The sequence below is a fragment of the Colwellia sp. MB02u-10 genome, from assembly GCF_014077185.1.
Taxonomy (GTDB): Bacteria; Pseudomonadota; Gammaproteobacteria; order Enterobacterales; family Alteromonadaceae; genus Cognaticolwellia.
This window is the reverse complement of record NZ_JACGVK010000053.1, coordinates 80,414-98,979: the sequence shown is the minus strand read 5'-3', so window position 1 is coordinate 98,979 and position 18,566 is coordinate 80,414. Positions and strand designations below refer to the sequence as shown.

The following is an 18,566-nucleotide window of genomic DNA, read 5'->3' as shown; positions in this document are numbered from 1 at the left end:
GGTAAATAAATTAGCTTAAATACAGTTAAACAAGGATTTACTGCGCGTTAATAGCGGCTTGCATAGATTGCTCTGCTACTTGTTCTAACCAAGCAAAGTCTATTGTTTGGTGAGCTTCACAAATAAACCAAGGTTCGCGTGAATCAGGCTCTAGCATCACACCATTGTCGATTAAATTAAGCGCGAATTGGGTATATAAATCGCTGTTAGTTTTTTTCCAGTCACGATAGTTTTGCGGTACTTTTGCGCCAAAGTGCACACCAAACATAGCATTTGGGCCGGCAAAACAATGTTCAATATCAAACTTGCTAAAAACACGAGAAAGTAAGGTTTGAATTTTTTGCCCTATATGGTCAATAGTTTCAAGCGCATCGGTTTCTTTGAGTATCGTTAATGTTGCTTTCGCCGCACTTAATGCCACCATGTTAGCGGTATAAGTTCCGCCATGAGTTACGCCATTTTTGTCAAAAGAAATAGCGCCCATTACCTCGGCTTTGCCACCAAAAGCAGCGACAGGATAGCCATTGCCCATGGCTTTAGCGTAAGTGGTAATATCGGCGTGAATATTATATAAGGCTTGAACGCCACCTTTAGCAACACGAAAACCCGTTTTTACTTCGTCCATAATCAGTAAAGCGCCGTTGGCATCACAAATGTCACGTAGTTTTTGCATGTAGGCTTGCGTTGATGCAATAGAGCCACAATTGCCCATAATAGGCTCAATTAAAATAGCGGCTATGTCATGGCCATGTTCGGCAAACACAGCGTCAATGGCATTAAAATCGTTTAGCGGCACACTCACTTGATGTTCGCGGGTACTTTGTGGAATGCCGGCGCCAAAAGGAATGATTTCTGGCGAGTTTATATCGTCAGCATCCCAGTTATCCACGTCAGATTTCCACATAACTTCATCATGTAGCCCATGAAAACCGCCTTCAACCACCACAATTTTATTACGCTGGGTATAACCCCTAGCAGTGCGTACAGCACCAATAACCGCTTCAGTACCTGAATTGGCAAAACGCATTTTGTCGATGTTAGGACAAAGTGATTTCACTAACTCAACCACGTCAGAGTCAAGCCCGGTAGAAAAGCCAGAAATAGTACCCACCTCAGTAATGGCATTAATAACGGCGCTATCCACACGTTCATCACGATAGCCTAAAATAATAGGGCCGTAGGCTAAACGAAAGTCAACAAAGGTTTGCTCGTCGCAATCGGTTACTGTGCAGCCTTTCATGCTACTCAAAAATACGGTATTTTCTTCTCCCCAATAACGGTAGCTATCGGCAACACCTAACGGCATATTGGTGTGGGCTCTTTTGAGCATTTGGGTACTATTGGGTTTGTTTTTTTTGGTCATAAGAGGTTCCAATCAAACTGATTTATTTCAATATTTGGACTATAAATTTAATGCTCGAGATAATACAGGGATAGTGCCAAGTCAGGAAGTGCTAGTTACACTTTTTCGAGACATATGAGTGAAGGTTACTTATTCTTAGCCAAAGTTTTAGCCAAAGTTTGCAGTTCAAGTGAACAGTGAAAATTTTAGCTAAATTTTTACTTCACTTTAAGCCGTTAACCAATTAACTAATTAACCAAAGCGCGCTTACGTATGAACAACAAAATAAGTGCATAAAAAAAGCCCTTACCTATCACAGGTAAGGGCTTTTTAATTAGCGAACAGCTAGTATAAAATTAATCCTTGTTCGCTAAAATTCTCAACTTAAGTCTTGTAAAACTAGCTACTATAAACCGAAAGTACGAGACACAGATAAAACAATGCGTGAATCTGCACTATCCATATTCATATTGGTATCTTCAAGTGCCAGATTAAAATCAAAGCCTTCATAACTGGTCATATATTCAACACGAGCATGATTGTACGATTCATTACCATTCCAAGACCATTCATTGACATCGCTTGACGTTGAACGATCGAAACTGGCTCTAACATTATGACCTGGAGCTACTTCAAAAGTATGAGCAACCATGGTGATATAATGTCCAGCATCAAGACCAAAATAGTCCCAGCTGTACCAAAAGTTTAATTCGGTATTACCTAGCGATGAATTGTAGTTAAACTTGGCATAAGCCTCTGGATAGTTATAAGTATCTGAAGCAGAATCACCGTGGTAGGTATAGTAAGCAATACCGGCATCAAGGCCTGTTTTTGCGTCAAGTTGAAAATACTTTCCTACGTAAACATCCAACTCAGCATTGGTGTCCTCAGCGCTGCCAAAATCTACGGTTGATGCCCAAGCGCCAGTATAAAAACCGTCAGCGCCTGCGTAATCTAAACTTCCTTGTAACGCAGGATCATTGCCTGTTTGGCTAACACCATTAAAGGTATAGTCAGACGTTAAATTAACTGTTGCCGATACATCAGCTAATGCTGCTGAAGAAGTGGCTAGTAAAAAACTTGTTGCTAAGGCAATAATACTTTTATTCATTATTTGTATACTCATTTAATTAGGTTACTTGTTCTAGTTTGGTAAAATCGATTTTATTTTCTTCGGGTGAACTCTCTATTGCCGCTACTTCGTTAAATTTTCTTAATAGAATATAACCAAAGCAAGTGAAGAATAGTCCGATAACTACAGCGCCAACCCATTGGATTTTCAAGAAATCTAATTTGAATAGCAAGGTGAGTAAACTCAAGGCAATAATATTACCAAAGAAGTATTTAACTCTACCTATACGCGCTACGCCTATCTTCAAATTGTCTGTGTATAAGCGGATCAATGAATCGAGAGAGTTAATGACAAAAGTAATGCCGACAAATGCCATGGCAAGATTATAAAAGCCAGAAGTATCTATGCCGTTCATGCTGTAGTAATACAAGACGCTAAACCATACTGCGATCGGAATAGATGGAAAGATCAACATCGCCAGTAGTACTTGATAAGTGCGTAAACCACTGACAAAACGGGCGGTAAATTGGCCAATCATAATGCTCCATGCAAACCACCAGTAAAGGTAGAACTCATGATAAGCATTCATTGGCAGCACAAATTCGTGGATGCTACCAAAGTAGCCGCCCAACATGGAAAAGGTATTGGCAAATTCGCCAATGCTAGAGTTTTCACCAAAAAATGCGCCGCCCCACATCACGGCAATCAAAGCGAGAAACAGCCAAGTGGTCGATAGGCTCAAAATGCGCACATAACGTATGTTGGTACTTGAATACACCGCAAAGGCGATCACCAGTAATACAATTAAGTAAAAACTGCCAACAACAGACTCACCATCACCAAGTTCTGGCATATACCAAGGTAAGTTAGACAGTAATAAATAAGCGGTAAATGCACAGGTGCCGATAATCACGACGTTATTAATGAATTTAACCAGCGGAATTTCAAAAAATCGTACGCGCGGCTCAATAACACAAAAGTAAAAACAGGTAAGAAAGTAAAAGCTCCAAATAAGAAAGGCCCAAAAACCAAACTCAATAGCTAAAGGATTGGTGAAACCATATTCAGGACTGGTGGCTAAATCGGCGTAACCCGCAAACTCAGTTAATGGGAACATAATAAGTCCCACATCGAGTCCAGAGGTAAATAAAATGGCAATAAAGGTGAAGGTTTTAACGGGCGTTACACCAACACAGCGAATATTGCCCCATCGATATAATATAAATGCAATTGCGGAAAAGGTAAATAACATTCCGGCTGATAACCATGTGGTCATGATAGTGTCCTTATGATGTTTTTAATCAATATTAAGATAATTAACTCCCATTTTTTTCTTCTAGTTATAGTGTTCAATATCAAGCTGTTAAGCTTGAAAGATCCATTATCTTGCCATGTGATATACCTAGGTATATCACATGGCGATGATAATTAATTTTGCTTAGAACACTGATGATTACACTTTAGTTGGTAGTGCGTTTTGCTGCAGTTGAACGTTGTTGTTCTTGCCAGTTACCCGCTATGGTAACTGCGGCGTTAGATGGCGCTAACAGTGCTCGAGAGCGAATAATATCGGCGGCACGTTCAGCAACCATAATGGTGGGTGAATTAAGGTTACCGTTAGGAATTGTTGGGAATATTGACGAATCAACTACTCTCAGTCCTTCAATACCATGCACGCGCGTTTGTGGGTCAACCACAGCCATTGCATCTGTACCCATTTTACATGAGCAAGAAGGGTGGTAGGCACTTTCAACCGACTGGCGCACAAAACTGTCAATTTCTTCATCTGTTTGCACATGAAGGCCAGGCTGAATTTCTTCGCCACGATAGTTATCAAGCGCTTGCTGGTTGATAATTTCACGTGTTAGGCGAACACAGGCACGAAATCCTTCACGGTCTGCTTCGTGTTCAAGGTAATTAAAACGAATTTCTGGGTGTACCTTAGGATCGTTTGATATCGCCTTGATTTGCCCACGACTTTTAGGCTTATTATGGCCAACGTGGACTTGAAATCCGTGACCTGCAAAAGCTTCTTTACCGTCATAACGCATGGCTGCTGGTAAAAAATGATATTGTAAGTCGGGCCATTCAACACTGGCTTTAGAGCGAATAAAACCACAAGACTCAAAATGGTTGGTTGAACCTAAGCCTTTTTTACTTAATATCCAGCGCGTACCGATCAGCAGTTTACTCCACCAATCTAACTTGCCATTAAGGGTGATCGGCTGTTTGCACTTAAATTGAAAATAAAACTCTAGGTGATCTTGCAAGTTTTCGCCAACACCGGGTAAATCGTGTTTTACTTCAATATTAGCAGCTTCAAGCGCGGCTTTAGGGCCGATACCCGACAGTTGTAAAATGTGCGGTGAGCCAATAGAGCCAGCCGATAAAATAACTTCTTTATGCGCCGTAATATCAACCACTTTACCTTTGTGCTCGTACCTAACACCAACGGCTTTCTTACCCTCAAGTAGCACTTTATGTACTAGTGCATGGGTAATAACCGTTAAGTTGTTACGCACCATGGCTGGTCGTAAATAAGCGTTTGCCGTTGATGCACGCACGCCGTTTTTAACCGTCATGTGCATCGGGCCAAAACCTTCTTGTTGACCGGCATTATAATCTTGAGTTTCAAAATATCCGGCTTCTACTCCAGCATCAATAAAAGCTCTGTAGAGCGGGTTTTTCATTTCATTGCCGTTGTTTACACCCAACGGGCCATCTTTTGCACGATATTCATTGGCACTAAATGCCCAGTCTTCTGACTTTTTAAAATAAGGTAAACAATGAGCGTAGTCCCACTCATGTGCGCCATGTTGTTGCCATTCATCAAAATCTTTGGCGTGTCCACGTACGTAAACCATGCCGTTGATTGAAGACGAACCGCCTAAGACTTTACCTCTAGGGCAATGCATACGTCGATCATCAAGAAACGGCTCTGGCTGGCTTTCAAATTGCCAAGCGTATTTTTTTGAATTCATCGGAATAGACAATGCGGTGGGCATTTGAATAAAAATACTTTTATCGCTGCCGCCGGTCTCAATGAGCAAGACATTGTTATCACTGTCTTCACTGAGACGATTTGCTAAGACGCAGCCAGCAGAACCTGCACCTACAATAATGTAATCAAATTTTTCGCTTTTCATTTTAAACCTTTTTAATAATTTACTGCATGAAGACCTTTTTACGATTTAACTATCGAACAATATTCGTGTTGTTCTGTGCGTTAAAAAGGACTATCGAGTGGCTGTAATCCGATATACACCGCTTTAATTTGGGTGAAATAATTCAGCGTAGAAAGGCCATTTTCTCGACCGACACCTGAACTTTTGTAACCACCAACAGGCATTTGCGCAGGTGAGGCGCCAAAGCTGTTTACCCAACAAATACCGGCTTCTATTTGATGAACGACTCGATGCGCACGGGTAATATCTTGGGTAAATACGCCCGCGGCTAAGCCAAATTCTGTGGCATTGGCTCGGCGGATCACTTCGTCTTCATCGGTAAAGGGTAATACGCTCATAACAGGGCCAAAAATTTCTTCACGGCAAATGGTCATCTCGTCGGTACAATCACCAAAAATAGTTGGTGCAACAAAATAGCCATTAGGTGCATTATCTGGCTTAAGTGATGTGCCACCATGCACAAGTGTTGCCCCTTCTTTAATACCAATATCGATGTACTCTTGTACTAATTTCATATGTTTAGCTGAAATTAGGGCACCAAAGTTAGTCTCAGGGTCCATTGGATCGCCAATCACAATATTCTTTTTAGTGCGTTCGAGTAGCTTTGCTATAAAAACTGGATACAGTGATTCTTGTACGAATACGCGCGTTCCGTTTGTGCAGACTTCGCCTTGGGTATAAAAATTACCTAACATAGCAGCAGAAACAGCATTGTCGATGTCAGCATCATCAAAAATGATCAGAGGTGATTTACCCCCTAACTCCATAGTGACATCTTTTAATGTACTCGCTGCAGCGGCCATCACTTTTTTACCTGTACCGACTTCACCAGTAAAAGAAACTTTAGCAATCTCTGGATGATGTGTTAACCAAGCGCCTACTTCTCCAGCGCCTTGAACCACGTTAAATACGCCGTTGGGTAATCCTGCTTCGGTAAATATTTCTGCTAGCTTTAATGCGCCCAATGGGGTTTCTTCAGAAGGTTTAAAAATCATCACATTACCGCAAGCTAATGCAGGTGCTGCTTTCCAGCAAGCAATTTGTAATGGGTAGTTCCAAGCACCAATACCGGCGCAAATACCTAATGGTTCACGGCGTGTATAGTAAAAATCACCATCAACAGCTTGTTGGGTTCCTTCTATGCCAGGCGCTAGCCCCGCAAAAAATTCGATAGAGTCAGCGCCGGACAATACATCAACTTCTGATGCTTCTTGCCATGGCTTGCCAGTATCAAGTACTTCAACTTTGGCTAATTCGTCATTACGCTCGTGTAATAAGGCTACGGCTTTCAGTAAAATTCGGCTACGTTGCGTAGCACTCATGGCAGACCAAGTCGCAAAACCAAGTTTTGCACTGGCTATCGCTTTTTCTTTAACCTGTTCGTCGGCAACTTCAACTTGATAAATAACTTTGCCCGTTGCCGGGTTAATCACATCAAATGTTTCACCACTGGCATTATCTATATAAGTACCATCGACATAATTTTTATAACGTATTACTGACAAGTAATATCTCCATATTGGTTAATTTGTTCATTGATAAAGTTTTTACATAATTGTTCAGCTTGGATAAATTCTGCATCAGGCCTCGGACTTAATGCACAGCGCAGCCACAAGCCATCAATCATTGCCGCGGTTTTCATCGCCGCTATTTTTGCTACATCTTCTGCTAGTAATTGACGATATGAAAACAGCAGATTGCTATATAAGCGCTTACTATTGATATTTTGTAATCTTTTAAGCTTTGGATCATGCATTGACTCGGCCCAAAAGCTCAGCCACGTTTTTATCGTGGGAGTAGAGCGTTGAAATGAGGTGAAGTTGGCCTCTATCACCATTTTAAGTCGCTCGGTTGCATCAAGTTGTTGCCTAGGAATGCGCTCAACCAAGGCTAACCTCAGCTGTTCTAAAAGGTGCATTATGGTGGCTTCAATTAGGCCCTGTTTGCCACCAAAATAATGACTGATAATGCCCGAAGATAGGCCGGCAATACGACTAATGGTAATGATGGTGGTATTTTGTAAACCATACTCGCCAATCGATTCTATCGTGGCATTAATGAGTTGTTGTTTACGTATGTGTTTCACTCCAACTTTAGGCATAGGCTTCTTTATTTTTTATTGATTGAACGTTCAATTAATATCTATACTAACGGTTTTTGATGAAGTTATCAAACTTGCTTGCAATAATAAAAATAGCGGCAGGTACCGAAACGTGCGGTTTCTGTTATTTTTCCTGCGTTATAGGTGAGTAATAGTCGCTATAAAATATAGGGTATAAGTACCGTTAAAGCTTAGGGGTCTAATGATAATTTTTGGCTGAATTGACCTAGATGTTGTTATTTTTACTTAAGGTGTTTTGGCATAGGTAATAGCAAGTTGATTAATTACTAGCTCATTTTTAAGGGGTAAAATGAAAAAATACGACCTTATATAATTTATAAAATGCATAACTACAGACTACATTTCATCTCTCATATTTAGCCATTTTTCCAGACAAAAAAGTAGCACACTTAATCAAATGGCTATCACTAGAACTGGCCGGGCTAAAATTTCCCTGCGCCTTTGATGCTAGCTGGAGAAAGATGCTAGCTGGAGAAAGATACCAGCGGGAGAAAGGTGGCGTTGAATAAAGTGATGAGTACTTTTGTGTCTCAACAAATTAACAGCGAAAGTAAAAGTCGTCACGCTATTCTATCTACACACTGCTGTTTGGGCTTTATAAAAGTGATAAAGCCCAAAAGTTTAGCATTTAGAGTTTAATGTGTTGTGTAAAGGTGTCGAGCAATTCGTCTTTTCTATGTGTGACAAAGAGTAGGGTGGAGTTACTCTCTATCATGATCATTTTAATGATTTTCAACATACGATGACGATTAAACTCATCTAAACCTTGTGTTATTTCATCAAGGATCAATAACAATGGCGCTTTAATCAGCGCTCTAACAATAAGGGCTAATCTTTGTTCACCAAAACTTAACTCGTTAAATAATATTTTTTCTTTATTATTTAAGCCAACCTTTTTTAGCCATTGCTGAGCGTATGTTGTTTGAAATTTTTCAGGCTGTTGGTACAAGCCGATAGAGTCAAAAAATCCGGACAGTACCACTGTCAGTAGATTTGAGTTTACTCGATATTGACGATGTAATTCAGGCGTGACTATACCCATATCTTTTTTTAGTTGCCAAATGCTTTCTCCACTACCTCGTTGATAGCCAAATAGGGTTAAATCATTACTATAGCATTGTGTACAATCGCCGGTTATTAAGTGTAATAACGTTGATTTACCGCTACCATTTGGACCGGTAATTAAGGTATGTTGTTGTGGTTTAACGGTTAAATTTAGCCCCTGAAAAACGGTTTTATTTTGATAGCGCACTGTGCCATTAACTAATTTGACCAAATAATCATGCGGATTTAACGCTGTGTTATAAAACTGTTCGGGCAGGGTTATTTTATCATCATCATTTTTAAAAAAATCGTCGAGCTTAGCTTGTGTATCAGCGCAATGCTGAGCACCAATAACATTAAGGTCACCCTGTTTAATTATCGCTAATTGCTCACACCATTTGGGAATGTCGCGACGATTTCCTAATAAAAGAATGACGGTTATATCACTATTTTGGATAATATTTTTAAACAACATCGATAAGGTTTCGCTACTTTCTTGATCTAAACTGTCAAAAGGGTCTTCACAAATAATCAGCTTTTTTTCATCTAACAGCGCTGAAAGTAAAAGCAGTTTACGCCCTTCGCCTGAGCTTAATTGCCGGTAACCTGAGGTTAATAAATGCGCTAAGCCTACTTGCTTGATTAGTGGATGGTTTAGTTTATCTTGAGGTAAAAACTCTTGCACAAGTGTGCCAACATCCTGCTGATCTTTAAAGTCGCTGGTATCGATTTTTAACTCGTGTTCATAAATCTTTTGTTGTTGCTCAAAAGAAATAATAGCGATTTCATTTGGCGCAGGTAGCAAGATTACCTCGACAGAATGTGGCGTTAATTCACCCGATAATAATTGAGCCAGCTGTTGTTTTCCTGAATCATTGGTGCCCATTACACACCAAGTTTTAGATTGTCCAATAGGCCAACTCTCGATCATTAATTTTGTATGACAGTAACTTTTAATATCAAATTTATTCAAGATAACCAACTTTTTAAAACAGTATGCGCTATTATTTTCTACCACCTTGCGCTTTGCAAGCCTAATAATAGATATTGTTTTATTTCAGAGGTTAATTCACTTCACTCGACGCAGACCTTAATGCCGTTTGAATTTTCATCAAAAGGCAAAAATAAAAAATCATCATCGTATGGAAGTTACTTATAGCCGTTTTATCAATGAGCGGATCTGCTGTTTATGTAGTTGAAATGTATACATAAAAACCACATTAGCCGCTTGTTTTAGCAAGTGAAATACTCAGAAAATCAGTTAGCTTGGTCATCTGTTTTATCGGCAAAAGCATCGGTAATAGAGTCGGCAATATAATCGACAGTATAGCGGGCAATAAAAAACCCCTAATAATAAATATTAGGGGTTTGTGTTTAGACTTTAGCTAGTCAGTGAATTAACCTCTAGCTAATAATGAATGAGACTTTAGCGATTAACCGTTGCTAACATCTTCAAAGTCAGCATCAATAACATCTTCGCTTTTAGCTTCATCGTTGGCCGCCTCACCTTGATGTTGTGTTTCTTGGGCCTTTTCAGCTTGCATGATTTTACTGTAGGCTGCTTGCAAGGTCTTTTGTCGCATTTCAATCGCGGCTTTGTCATCACCATTAACGGCCATTTTTAGTTGCTCAATTAAAGTTTTAAGCTCAGTTTGCTGATCATCACTCAAACTTGCCATTGATGTTTGCACAGTATGAATTAATTGATCCGCTTGATTACGTTGCTCAACTAACTCACGCTTTTGCTTGTCTTCAGTGGCGTGACTCAGTGCATCGTTTACCATGCGATTAACTTCGTCTTCTGTTAAGCCACTTGAAGCGGTAATTTTAATGCTTTGCTCCTTACCGGTTGCTTTGTCTTTCGCGGTGACATTTAAAATACCGTCCGCATCAATATCAAAGGTAACTTCAACTTGCACTGAACCGCGTGGGCCAGGCTTAATATCAGTTAAGTTAAATTGACCTAACGATTTGTTGTCTGTCGCCATTTCACGTTGGCCCTGTAACACATGTACCGTTACGGCGGCTTGATTATCTTCTGCCGTTGCAAAGGTTTCAGAAGCCCGTGTTGGTATGGTGGTATTTTTCTCAATAAGCTTGGTCATTACCCCGCCTAAGGTTTCAATACCCAGTGACAATGGCGTTACATCAAGTAACAATACATCGCCCACTGTGCCTGACAACACACCCGCTTGTATGGCAGCACCCATGGCAACGGCTTCATCTGGATTAACATCTTTACGTGGCTCTTTACCAAAAAAGTCTTTAACAGCTGCTTGTACTTTTGGCATGCGTGATTGACCACCAACCAAAATGACTTGGCTAATATCCGCTTTGCTTAAACCCGCATCCTTCAATGCTTGTGTACATGGCGCTATGGTGCTTTTGACTAAGTCATCAACTAATGACTCTAATTTAGCCCGAGTCACTTGTATTTTTAAGTGTTTAGGGCCGCTAGCATCAGCGGTAACGTAAGGTAAATTTATGTCAGTTTGTAATGCTGACGACAATTCTATTTTTGCTTTTTCCGCCGCTTCTTTAATACGCTGTAACGCTAAAGGGTCTTGTTTAATATCAATACCGCTTTCTTTTTTAAACTCATCAGCCAGGTAATTGATTAAGCGTAAATCAAAATCTTCACCACCTAAAAAGGTATCGCCATTAGTGGCTAATACTTCAAACTGTTTTTCACCGTCAACATTAGATATTTCAATAATAGAGACATCAAAAGTACCACCACCTAAATCGTAAACCGCCACTTTTTGGTCAGCTTTACTATTTTTGTCTACACCGTAAGCTAATGCAGCCGCGGTAGGTTCGTTAATAATCCGCTTAACATTAAGCCCTGCAATTTTACCTGCGTCTTTCGTTGCTTGACGTTGTGAATCATTAAAGTAGGCGGGTACAGTAATAACCGCATCGGTGACTGTTTCACCTAAATAAGCTTCAGCATCTTTTTTCAATTTACGTAAAATTTGTGCTGACACTTCCTGTGGCGATAAGGCTTTACCATTTACTTCAACCCAAGCGTCACCGTTACTTGCTTTTATAATTTTATAAGGCGCTAATTTAATATCTTTTTGCACCTCTTTATCATCAAACTTACGACCAATTAAGCGCTTAATCGCAAATAATGTATTGCTTGAGTTTGTTACCGCTTGTCTTTTTGCGGGTTGGCCGGCTAATGTTTCATTGTTGGCATAAGCAACAATGGATGGTGTGGTGCGGCTACCTTCTGCATTTTCAATAATTTTTGCCACGCCGCCTTCCATAACTGCGACACATGAGTTTGTTGTACCTAAATCAATACCGATAGTCTTAGACATAATAATCACCTATTCTTTTTAAAAGCACTTAATAAAAAAGGTCTGATGCTTTATGGCTATGACCAGTAAGCAGTTTGACCGGATAAACAAGCTTGAATAAACCCCATAACTCTAAGGGATTAACGCAAGGTGTTTGGTTAGTGGCGCTATATTACGCAAGCTCATAAAATGCTTCTGTCACAAATATGACAGTAGCGATGATTTTGTGTTTTTTTATTCTTTTACTTTTTTTAAAGATAAAAATCAGCAAATTAACCCGATAAACAACAAAGATAAAATGTTTACAAAGCAATATTAGCTTTTGCTATATAGTGATAACTCGTTAGAATAAAAACACTTGCTATTGCAACCACTAAAGTTATTTATTTATGCATAAAAATGTTACTCATTTACCTCAAAAAGCCAGTCCGGTACTCGTCAGGCAAGCTAATATTTTTGCAGACTTACCTATAAAGTTAATTGAAGACTTTCAACAAGAATTTCAGCTTGATGAATGGCGCAAAGGTGATTACTTTAATTCCGACTTATTAACCCAGCGTTTTTTTGTGGTGATTGATGGCAGTTTAGAAATTAAACAAAGTAACCCTGAAACCGGCCGAGAAGCTACGTTAGATATGCTTTATGCCGGCGATTGCTTTGATTTAATGGTGTTATTAGATGATCAACCGCATGACGTTATTATTTCACCCTTAACCACAGTAAAATTACTGTCAGTAAAACTGGCAACAATGCGACATTGGTTGTGGACTTATCCTGAATTTAACCAACAGTTTATGCCTTATTTAGCGAAAAAAATGCGTGAAAAAGAGCAGCAAGCTAGTAGCCTAGTTTTACACGATGTTACTACGCGTTTAAGCCGTATTATTTTAGAGCACATTAATAAAATTAAGTTTTATACCGGCGCTAAAACAGAAGAACATCAGCATCATTTAGTAAATGGCTTAAACGATGAAACCTTGGCGCGAATGACAGGCTCAGTCAGGCAAGTAATCAATAAACAATTACAGCACTGGAAAAAAGCCGGCACCATTGATAAAAAACGTAATCAACTGATTGTTAAAGATTTAGAAGCATTAGAAAAAGCGGCTAAATACAGCCAAGATTTAACTAATGCGCCGTCTATTAAACGCTAATCGCGATAACAGCTAATGACTTAACCAAGCCACTATCGCTTTGATAGGGAACGGCAGGTTTTTAACTGGTTATTGTTATGACTTTTTCCTATGCTAAGTCTAGACTAATCTTTAGTAGATTGAAGCTTGTGATCTTTATTGAAGGTGAACGTTCCTAATAACACTAAAAGAATAACTAGATGGATAACAATAGTTACTTTGAACAGACATGCACCGATACATAAATCTATTCTCAATCAACTTAAAGTAGACTCAGAGAAAAAATTGGCATTGGCTAGACTCAGAATGAGGAAATATTGCACAAAGCGTTCAAGTTGCTCATAAAAAAAAGCAGGCTGCGCTCCTAAAATCAATATTTACTTCAATGGTTAAAAAAGATGTCGCATATATTTTTTATAACAAGGATTTAAAAAATGTTTGGTTGGATAAAAAAGAAGGATAAGCGAGCGGATGAGTTAATTCTTACTAATAAAGAGAAAGACAAGCGCGCGGATGAGTTAGTCCTTGCCAATAAAGAGAAAGACAAGCGCGCGGATGAGTTAGTTCTTGCCAATAAAGAGAAAGATAAGCGCGCGGATGAGCTAATTCTTGCCAATAAAGAGAAAGATAAGCGCGCGGATGAGTTAGTTCTTGCCAATAAAGAGAAAGATAAGCGCGCGGATGAGTTAGTTCTTGCCAATAAAGAGAAAGATAAGCGCGCCGACGAGTTAATTCTTGCTAATAAAGAACTTGCCTTCCAAAACCAAGAGAAAGATAGTCGCGCGGATGAGTTAGTCCTTGCCAACCAAGAGAAAGATAAGCGCGCTGATGAGGTAGTCCTTGCCAACAGAGAACTTGCCTTTCAAAACCAAGAGAAAGATAAGCGAGCCGAAGAGTTAGCTATTGCTAATCAAGAGAAAGATAAGCGGGCGGATGAGTTAGCTATTGCTAATCAAGAGAAAGATAAGCGCGCGGATGAGCTAGCTATTGCTAATCAAGAGAAAGATAAGCGCGCCGATGAGTTAATGCTTGCCAACCAAGAACTTGCTTTTCAAAATAAGGAAAAAGACAAGCGAGCAAATGAGTTAATGCTTGCCAACCAAGAGAAAGACAAGCTAGCCGATGAGTTAGCTATTACCGCCAGTGTATTCAGCCATGCCCGCGAAGGTATCTCCATCACAGATGCCACAGGCACTATCATTGATGTCAATGCTACTTTTACGACGATAACGGGTTATAGCCGTGAAGAAGCTATTGGACAGAACTTACGTATGCTTGAATCCGCACGACAAGCACCAGCGTTCTACGTTGATATGTGGCAAACCGTATTGAATGATGGCTTTTGGTCCGGTGATATATGGAGCTGTCGTAAAAATGGTGAAGTTTATCCAGAAATGCTCAACATTAGTTCGGTCAAAGATATTACTGGTCAAATAAGTAACTTTGTGACCTTATTTACAGATATTACCCCGATGAAAGAATACCAGAGTCAATTAGAGCACATTGCCCATTACGATGTACTTACGCACCTACCCAACCGAACGTTACTTGCCGACCGGTTATCTCAAGCTATGTTGCAGTGCGACCGTCATCAGCAGTCACTCGCTGTCGCATTTATAGATTTAGACGGTTTTAAAGCCGTTAACGACACTTATGGACATGATATAGGTGATCAACTATTGACAACACTCTCACTTCGTATGAAAGAGGTATTGCGTGAATGTGATACCTTAGCCCGTATTGGCGGTGATGAATTTGTCGCCGTATTAGCAGATCTAGCCAGAGCTGAAGATTGTAAGCCGGTATTAGAACGTTTGTTATTGGCAGTGTCTGATCCTGTTTTAATTGATAAACTAGTCTTAAATATATCAGCTAGTATTGGCGTCAGCTTTTACCCTAAAGATGGTGTCGATGATGAGCAGCTAATGCGCTATGCTGATCAAGCTATGTACGTGGCTAAAGAATTAGGTAAAAATTGTTATCACTTACTCGATATGGCTCAAGATGAGACTGTGAAAGTGCAAAGAGAAAGCCTAGAGGCAATTCAAAGTGCATTAAATAATAATCAAATTGTGCTCTACTATCAGCCTAAGGTAAATATGAAAACAGGCGAAGTAATAGGGGTTGAGGCGCTTATGCGCTGGCAACATCCGACAAAAGGGCTATTAAACCCCGCTGATTTTTTGCCTACCATGGAAAATTACGCCCTGAGTATTGAGTTTGGTGAATGGGTTATTGATACTGCACTAAGACAAATTAGCCAGTGGCAAAAAACAGGGCTTAATCTCCCTATCAGCACAAGTGTAAACATTGCAGCAGCACAATTACGCCAACCTGACTTTACCCAGAGGCTAACGGCACTGTTAGCAGCCCACCCCGATGTTGAACCAAGCTATTTAGAGCTAGAGATATTGGAAAAAAATGCTTTAGATGATATTCATCATGTATCAACAATCATGCAAGCCTGTATGGCCTTGGGCGTAAAATTTGCCTTAGATGATTTTGGCACAGGCTATTCGTCCCTCACTTACCTTAGACGATTACCAGCCAAGGTAATTAATATAGACCCGAGCTTTGTGCGAAACATGTTGGATGATGCCGATGACTTCGCCATTGTTGAAGGCATAATAGCCCTAGCTAAACCATTCAAACGTGGTGTGATTGCAAAAGGTGTAGAAACGATTGAACAGGGCATGGCGCTATTACAATTAGGTTGTGAAATAGCACAGGGCAGTAGTATTGCCAAACCTATGCTAACCAGTGATGTTCAAGCCTGGGTAGCTAATTGGAAGCCCGATGCAAGTTGGGATCCTGATGCGATTTGGAAGATATAAAATAGCCATTTACTTGTTATTATCCACGGTCCACTTTAACCACTGATGCTAAATTTTTATTTTGCTGTTGATGATGACAAACACCGTGACTTTTTGTAGACAGCTCTGTTGAGTGACGAACTAGACGTATCGTTAAATATTGCACTCACGTTATTTAACTACTTGTTCTGTCAAAGTTTTTTTATTTTTAAGAAACAGTGTTAATTTACTGATACACTGCAGGCAGTGAATATTTTTGATTAACTAGGTCGCTAGGATTAAGCCTTAAATGTAAAAGAATACAGCAGGGTGATAACCCTAAGGTTAAAAATTCTTGATACTGAAGAGAAAAAGCGGTTTAATCATGTAACTTTTATAGCTATAAGTATAAGTAAGTATAGTGTTAAATGTAGAACTAAACCTATAACTAAACACGTATAACTGAACAAATTTTTGACCTAGCGATCTCATTTGTTAGTAGAGTTAACAAAGATGGTCAATAGTTTACACGTAAGCAGGCACTAGACGCTTCGAAAACGCCTCGCGATATATCATTTTTCGACATGCTAATAATTAAAAGGAATTATTATAGCTTTTAAGCGCAGCTGAGCATAAATGATTTTTTGACAACTGTTGTGTTAGTAATGTGGCAAAATTTTTCATGCTACTGTTATTAATACCTTAGTAATTTTCTCATTTTTTCGAGTTTTACTATTTCAGCTAGCAAAAAATATAACAAGCACTGAGAAAAATTATAAAAACTATAAATCGAATCTATCAATACTTGTTTCCAAAGCGGCAGTTTATTGTTCGTCAAAATGGTGAAATAAGATACATTAAAGCCTCGTCTAAAGTGCAACTTAGCCTTGTTCTATTGATTGCTTTAACCTTTGCTTGGCTATCGTTTAGTAGCTTAGAATATTTTTCATTGAACGATCAAGTGTCACAAAGCCAAGATCAATTGTACCAGTCTCAATCATCTTTAGACCTGTTAGTCTTGAAATACCACGACAAACAGAGCCAGTTGCAGCAGCAGTTATTACAAGTACAAGAGCAACAAGAATTACTGCAAAATGTATTAGACTCACTACCCGCGGCTATAGTTGATCCCAAGCATGAAATTATTGGGCAAACTAGTGATGCAACTCCTCCTGATATTGATCTTAACTCAGAAACAACAAGTAAAACTGATGATCCCATATGGTCGGTTATGCAGCAAAGCCAGACTGACATTGCCCAATTGAAGCAAAAACAGCAATTTAGTTATGACCAATTAGAACAGCAAATAAGTAAACGCAAGCAGGTACTTGAGCAAGCAATGACACTGGCGGGCGTGTCTAGTGCATCTGTGCTTAAGCAATGGACAGCTCCTGCTTTGGGGCAGGGCGGTCCACTAAACCAAGTGCTAGCCCAAGAACTTGATATTGACAATAAAAATTTGATAGAGAAATTACTCAGTTTAACCGAGCTAGAAGCGGCACTGAGTGATATACCGGTAATTTTTCCAGCAAAAGATTATTATATTTCCAGTCTTTTTGGTATTCGAAAAGACCCGATGCTTAAACACCCTGCAATGCATAAAGGCATTGATATGGCAGGTTGGATAAAAACTGAAATATTTGCTTCGGCTGACGGCACTGTGCGTCGGGCAGGAAGAAATGGTAGTTATGGCCGCTTTATCGAAATTGATCACCACAATGGTTTTATGACACGCTTTGGTCATCTACATAAAATAAAAGTAAAGAAAGGGCAAGAAATCAGCAAGGATGATGTTATAGGTTTAATGGGCAGTAGTGGGCGCAGCACTAGCACTCATTTGCATTATGAAGTTCTTTTTAATAACAAACAGATCAACCCTCTTTCACTCATTAAGGCTTTGAAAAATGTTCTCTAAAAACAAAGGTAAAGACGTAGCGGTAGAAAATAAACTCAGTAAAAATAGTAACAAAATCCCCTCGATTATTAGCCCTGACGTTAATATTGTGGGTAACGTATCTAGCGAAGGTGTGATCCAACTTGACGGTAGAATCGAAGGCGAGATACATGTGAGGCATTTAACGGTGGGTATTCATGGCCTAGTTGAAGGCGCTATTTTTGCTGAAGAAGCCATTATTAAGGGTAGTGTTACCGGATCTATCAAGGCGCAAAAGGTGATACTAGAGAAAACGGCAGAAGTGCGCGGTAATATTCAACATGAAGTTATCAGTATAGAGGCTGGCGCCGTAATTGAAGGTAAAATCAATCATATAAGCGAAAATGTAACTGAGCTAGCCATGGCCAAAAAAAACGTAAAACCGAGTGAAAAACTTAGTACAGAAAAAATGGTACAAGAAAAGTAAAGTTCTCCTCAATCTCAGTGATAAGTCGACGAGCTGATTTGTTGAAAATTATGCCTCAGGTTTGAATCTTTGTTAATAACAGATTGAATTAATTAAATAACATAAAAAATACCCTACTATTATGATGTTGATTATTTTATAGCAGATTAATAAAGTTAAGCTTTATATCAGCGCTAGAGCAGAACAACATCAGTATGGTTTAGTCAGTTTT

The 18,566-nt window shown here is 39.5% G+C and carries 12 protein-coding genes; 4 read left to right on the top strand and 8 right to left on the bottom strand.

The features are described from left to right. Window positions 1–37 precede the first annotated feature (37 nt). The 8 genes from H4J59_RS00895 to dnaK form a co-directional block, all read right to left on the bottom strand. Entirely contained in the window at window positions 38–1,363 is a 1,326-nt protein-coding gene (locus tag H4J59_RS00895) for an aspartate aminotransferase family protein (RefSeq protein ID WP_182235980.1), read from the bottom strand. A gap of 385 nt (window positions 1,364–1,748) precedes the next feature. Next, entirely contained in the window at window positions 1,749–2,453 is a 705-nt protein-coding gene (locus tag H4J59_RS00890; RefSeq protein ID WP_182236118.1) for a TorF family putative porin, read from the bottom strand. Between the two features lie 19 nt (window positions 2,454–2,472). Beyond that, window positions 2,473–3,690, bottom strand: a complete 1,218-nt coding sequence (locus H4J59_RS00885) for a BCCT family transporter (RefSeq protein WP_182235978.1) — start codon at window positions 3,688–3,690, stop codon at window positions 2,473–2,475. A 184-nt stretch (window positions 3,691–3,874) separates the two neighbouring features. Next, window positions 3,875–5,560 carry a choline dehydrogenase gene (betA, locus tag H4J59_RS00880; protein ID WP_182235976.1) on the bottom strand — a complete coding sequence of 562 codons (1,686 nt, stop codon included), beginning with the start codon at window positions 5,558–5,560 and terminating at the stop codon, window positions 3,875–3,877. Window positions 5,561–5,640: 80 nt separating this feature from the next. Continuing rightward, a complete protein-coding gene (betB, locus tag H4J59_RS00875; protein WP_182235974.1) occupies window positions 5,641–7,104 on the bottom strand; it encodes a betaine-aldehyde dehydrogenase in 1,464 nt (487 codons plus the stop codon). After that, window positions 7,095–7,700 (bottom strand): transcriptional regulator BetI, encoded by a 606-nt coding sequence (gene betI, locus H4J59_RS00870; protein ID WP_182235972.1) that lies wholly within the window; start codon window positions 7,698–7,700, stop codon window positions 7,095–7,097. Before betI ends, betB begins: the two co-directional genes overlap by 10 nt. A gap of 649 nt (window positions 7,701–8,349) precedes the next feature. Beyond that, the gene (locus H4J59_RS00865) at window positions 8,350–9,738 is read right to left on the bottom strand and encodes an ATP-binding cassette domain-containing protein (RefSeq protein WP_259369331.1); all 1,389 of its coding nucleotides are present in this window, start codon (window positions 9,736–9,738) and stop codon (window positions 8,350–8,352) included. Between the two features lie 460 nt (window positions 9,739–10,198). Then, the gene (gene dnaK, locus H4J59_RS00860; RefSeq protein ID WP_182235970.1) at window positions 10,199–12,091 is read right to left on the bottom strand and encodes a molecular chaperone DnaK; all 1,893 of its coding nucleotides are present in this window, start codon (window positions 12,089–12,091) and stop codon (window positions 10,199–10,201) included. 368 nt (window positions 12,092–12,459) lie between these two features. Here dnaK and H4J59_RS00855 point away from each other — a divergent pair, with 368 nt between their 5' ends. The 4 genes from H4J59_RS00855 to H4J59_RS00840 all read left to right on the top strand — a co-directional run bounded on the left by H4J59_RS00855 (window position 12,460) and on the right by H4J59_RS00840 (window position 18,355). After that, window positions 12,460–13,224 carry a Crp/Fnr family transcriptional regulator gene (locus H4J59_RS00855; RefSeq protein WP_182235968.1) on the top strand — a complete coding sequence of 255 codons (765 nt, stop codon included), beginning with the start codon at window positions 12,460–12,462 and terminating at the stop codon, window positions 13,222–13,224. 413 nt (window positions 13,225–13,637) lie between these two features. Beyond that, window positions 13,638–16,037: a bifunctional diguanylate cyclase/phosphodiesterase gene (locus H4J59_RS00850; protein WP_182235966.1), complete on the top strand. Its 2,400-nt coding sequence runs from the start codon at window positions 13,638–13,640 to the stop codon at window positions 16,035–16,037. Window positions 16,038–16,800: 763 nt separating this feature from the next. Further along, on the top strand, window positions 16,801–17,910 hold the full coding sequence (locus H4J59_RS00845) for a M23 family metallopeptidase (RefSeq protein ID WP_182235964.1): 1,110 nt from the start codon (window positions 16,801–16,803) through the stop codon (window positions 17,908–17,910). Continuing rightward, window positions 17,900–18,355 (top strand): polymer-forming cytoskeletal protein, encoded by a 456-nt coding sequence (locus H4J59_RS00840; protein ID WP_182235962.1) that lies wholly within the window; start codon window positions 17,900–17,902, stop codon window positions 18,353–18,355. The genes H4J59_RS00845 and H4J59_RS00840 overlap by 11 nt, the downstream gene beginning before the upstream one ends. Window positions 18,356–18,566: the final 211 nt, after the last annotated feature.

Coding starts and splice junctions, on each gene's coding strand:
- H4J59_RS00890 (WP_182236118.1), bottom strand. CDS start 2,453: ATGAATAAAAGTATTATTGCCTTAGCAACAAGTTTTTTACTAGCCACT.
- betI (WP_182235972.1), bottom strand. CDS start 7,700: ATGCCTAAAGTTGGAGTGAAACACATACGTAAACAACAACTCATTAAT.
- H4J59_RS00895 (WP_182235980.1), bottom strand. CDS start 1,363: ATGACCAAAAAAAACAAACCCAATAGTACCCAAATGCTCAAAAGAGCC.
- H4J59_RS00885 (WP_182235978.1), bottom strand. CDS start 3,690: ATGACCACATGGTTATCAGCCGGAATGTTATTTACCTTTTCCGCAATT.
- betA (WP_182235976.1), bottom strand. CDS start 5,560: ATGAAAAGCGAAAAATTTGATTACATTATTGTAGGTGCAGGTTCTGCT.
- H4J59_RS00855 (WP_182235968.1), top strand. CDS start 12,460: ATGCATAAAAATGTTACTCATTTACCTCAAAAAGCCAGTCCGGTACTC.
- H4J59_RS00850 (WP_182235966.1), top strand. CDS start 13,638: ATGTTTGGTTGGATAAAAAAGAAGGATAAGCGAGCGGATGAGTTAATT.
- dnaK (WP_182235970.1), bottom strand. CDS start 12,091: ATGTCTAAGACTATCGGTATTGATTTAGGTACAACAAACTCATGTGTC.
- H4J59_RS00840 (WP_182235962.1), top strand. CDS start 17,900: ATGTTCTCTAAAAACAAAGGTAAAGACGTAGCGGTAGAAAATAAACTC.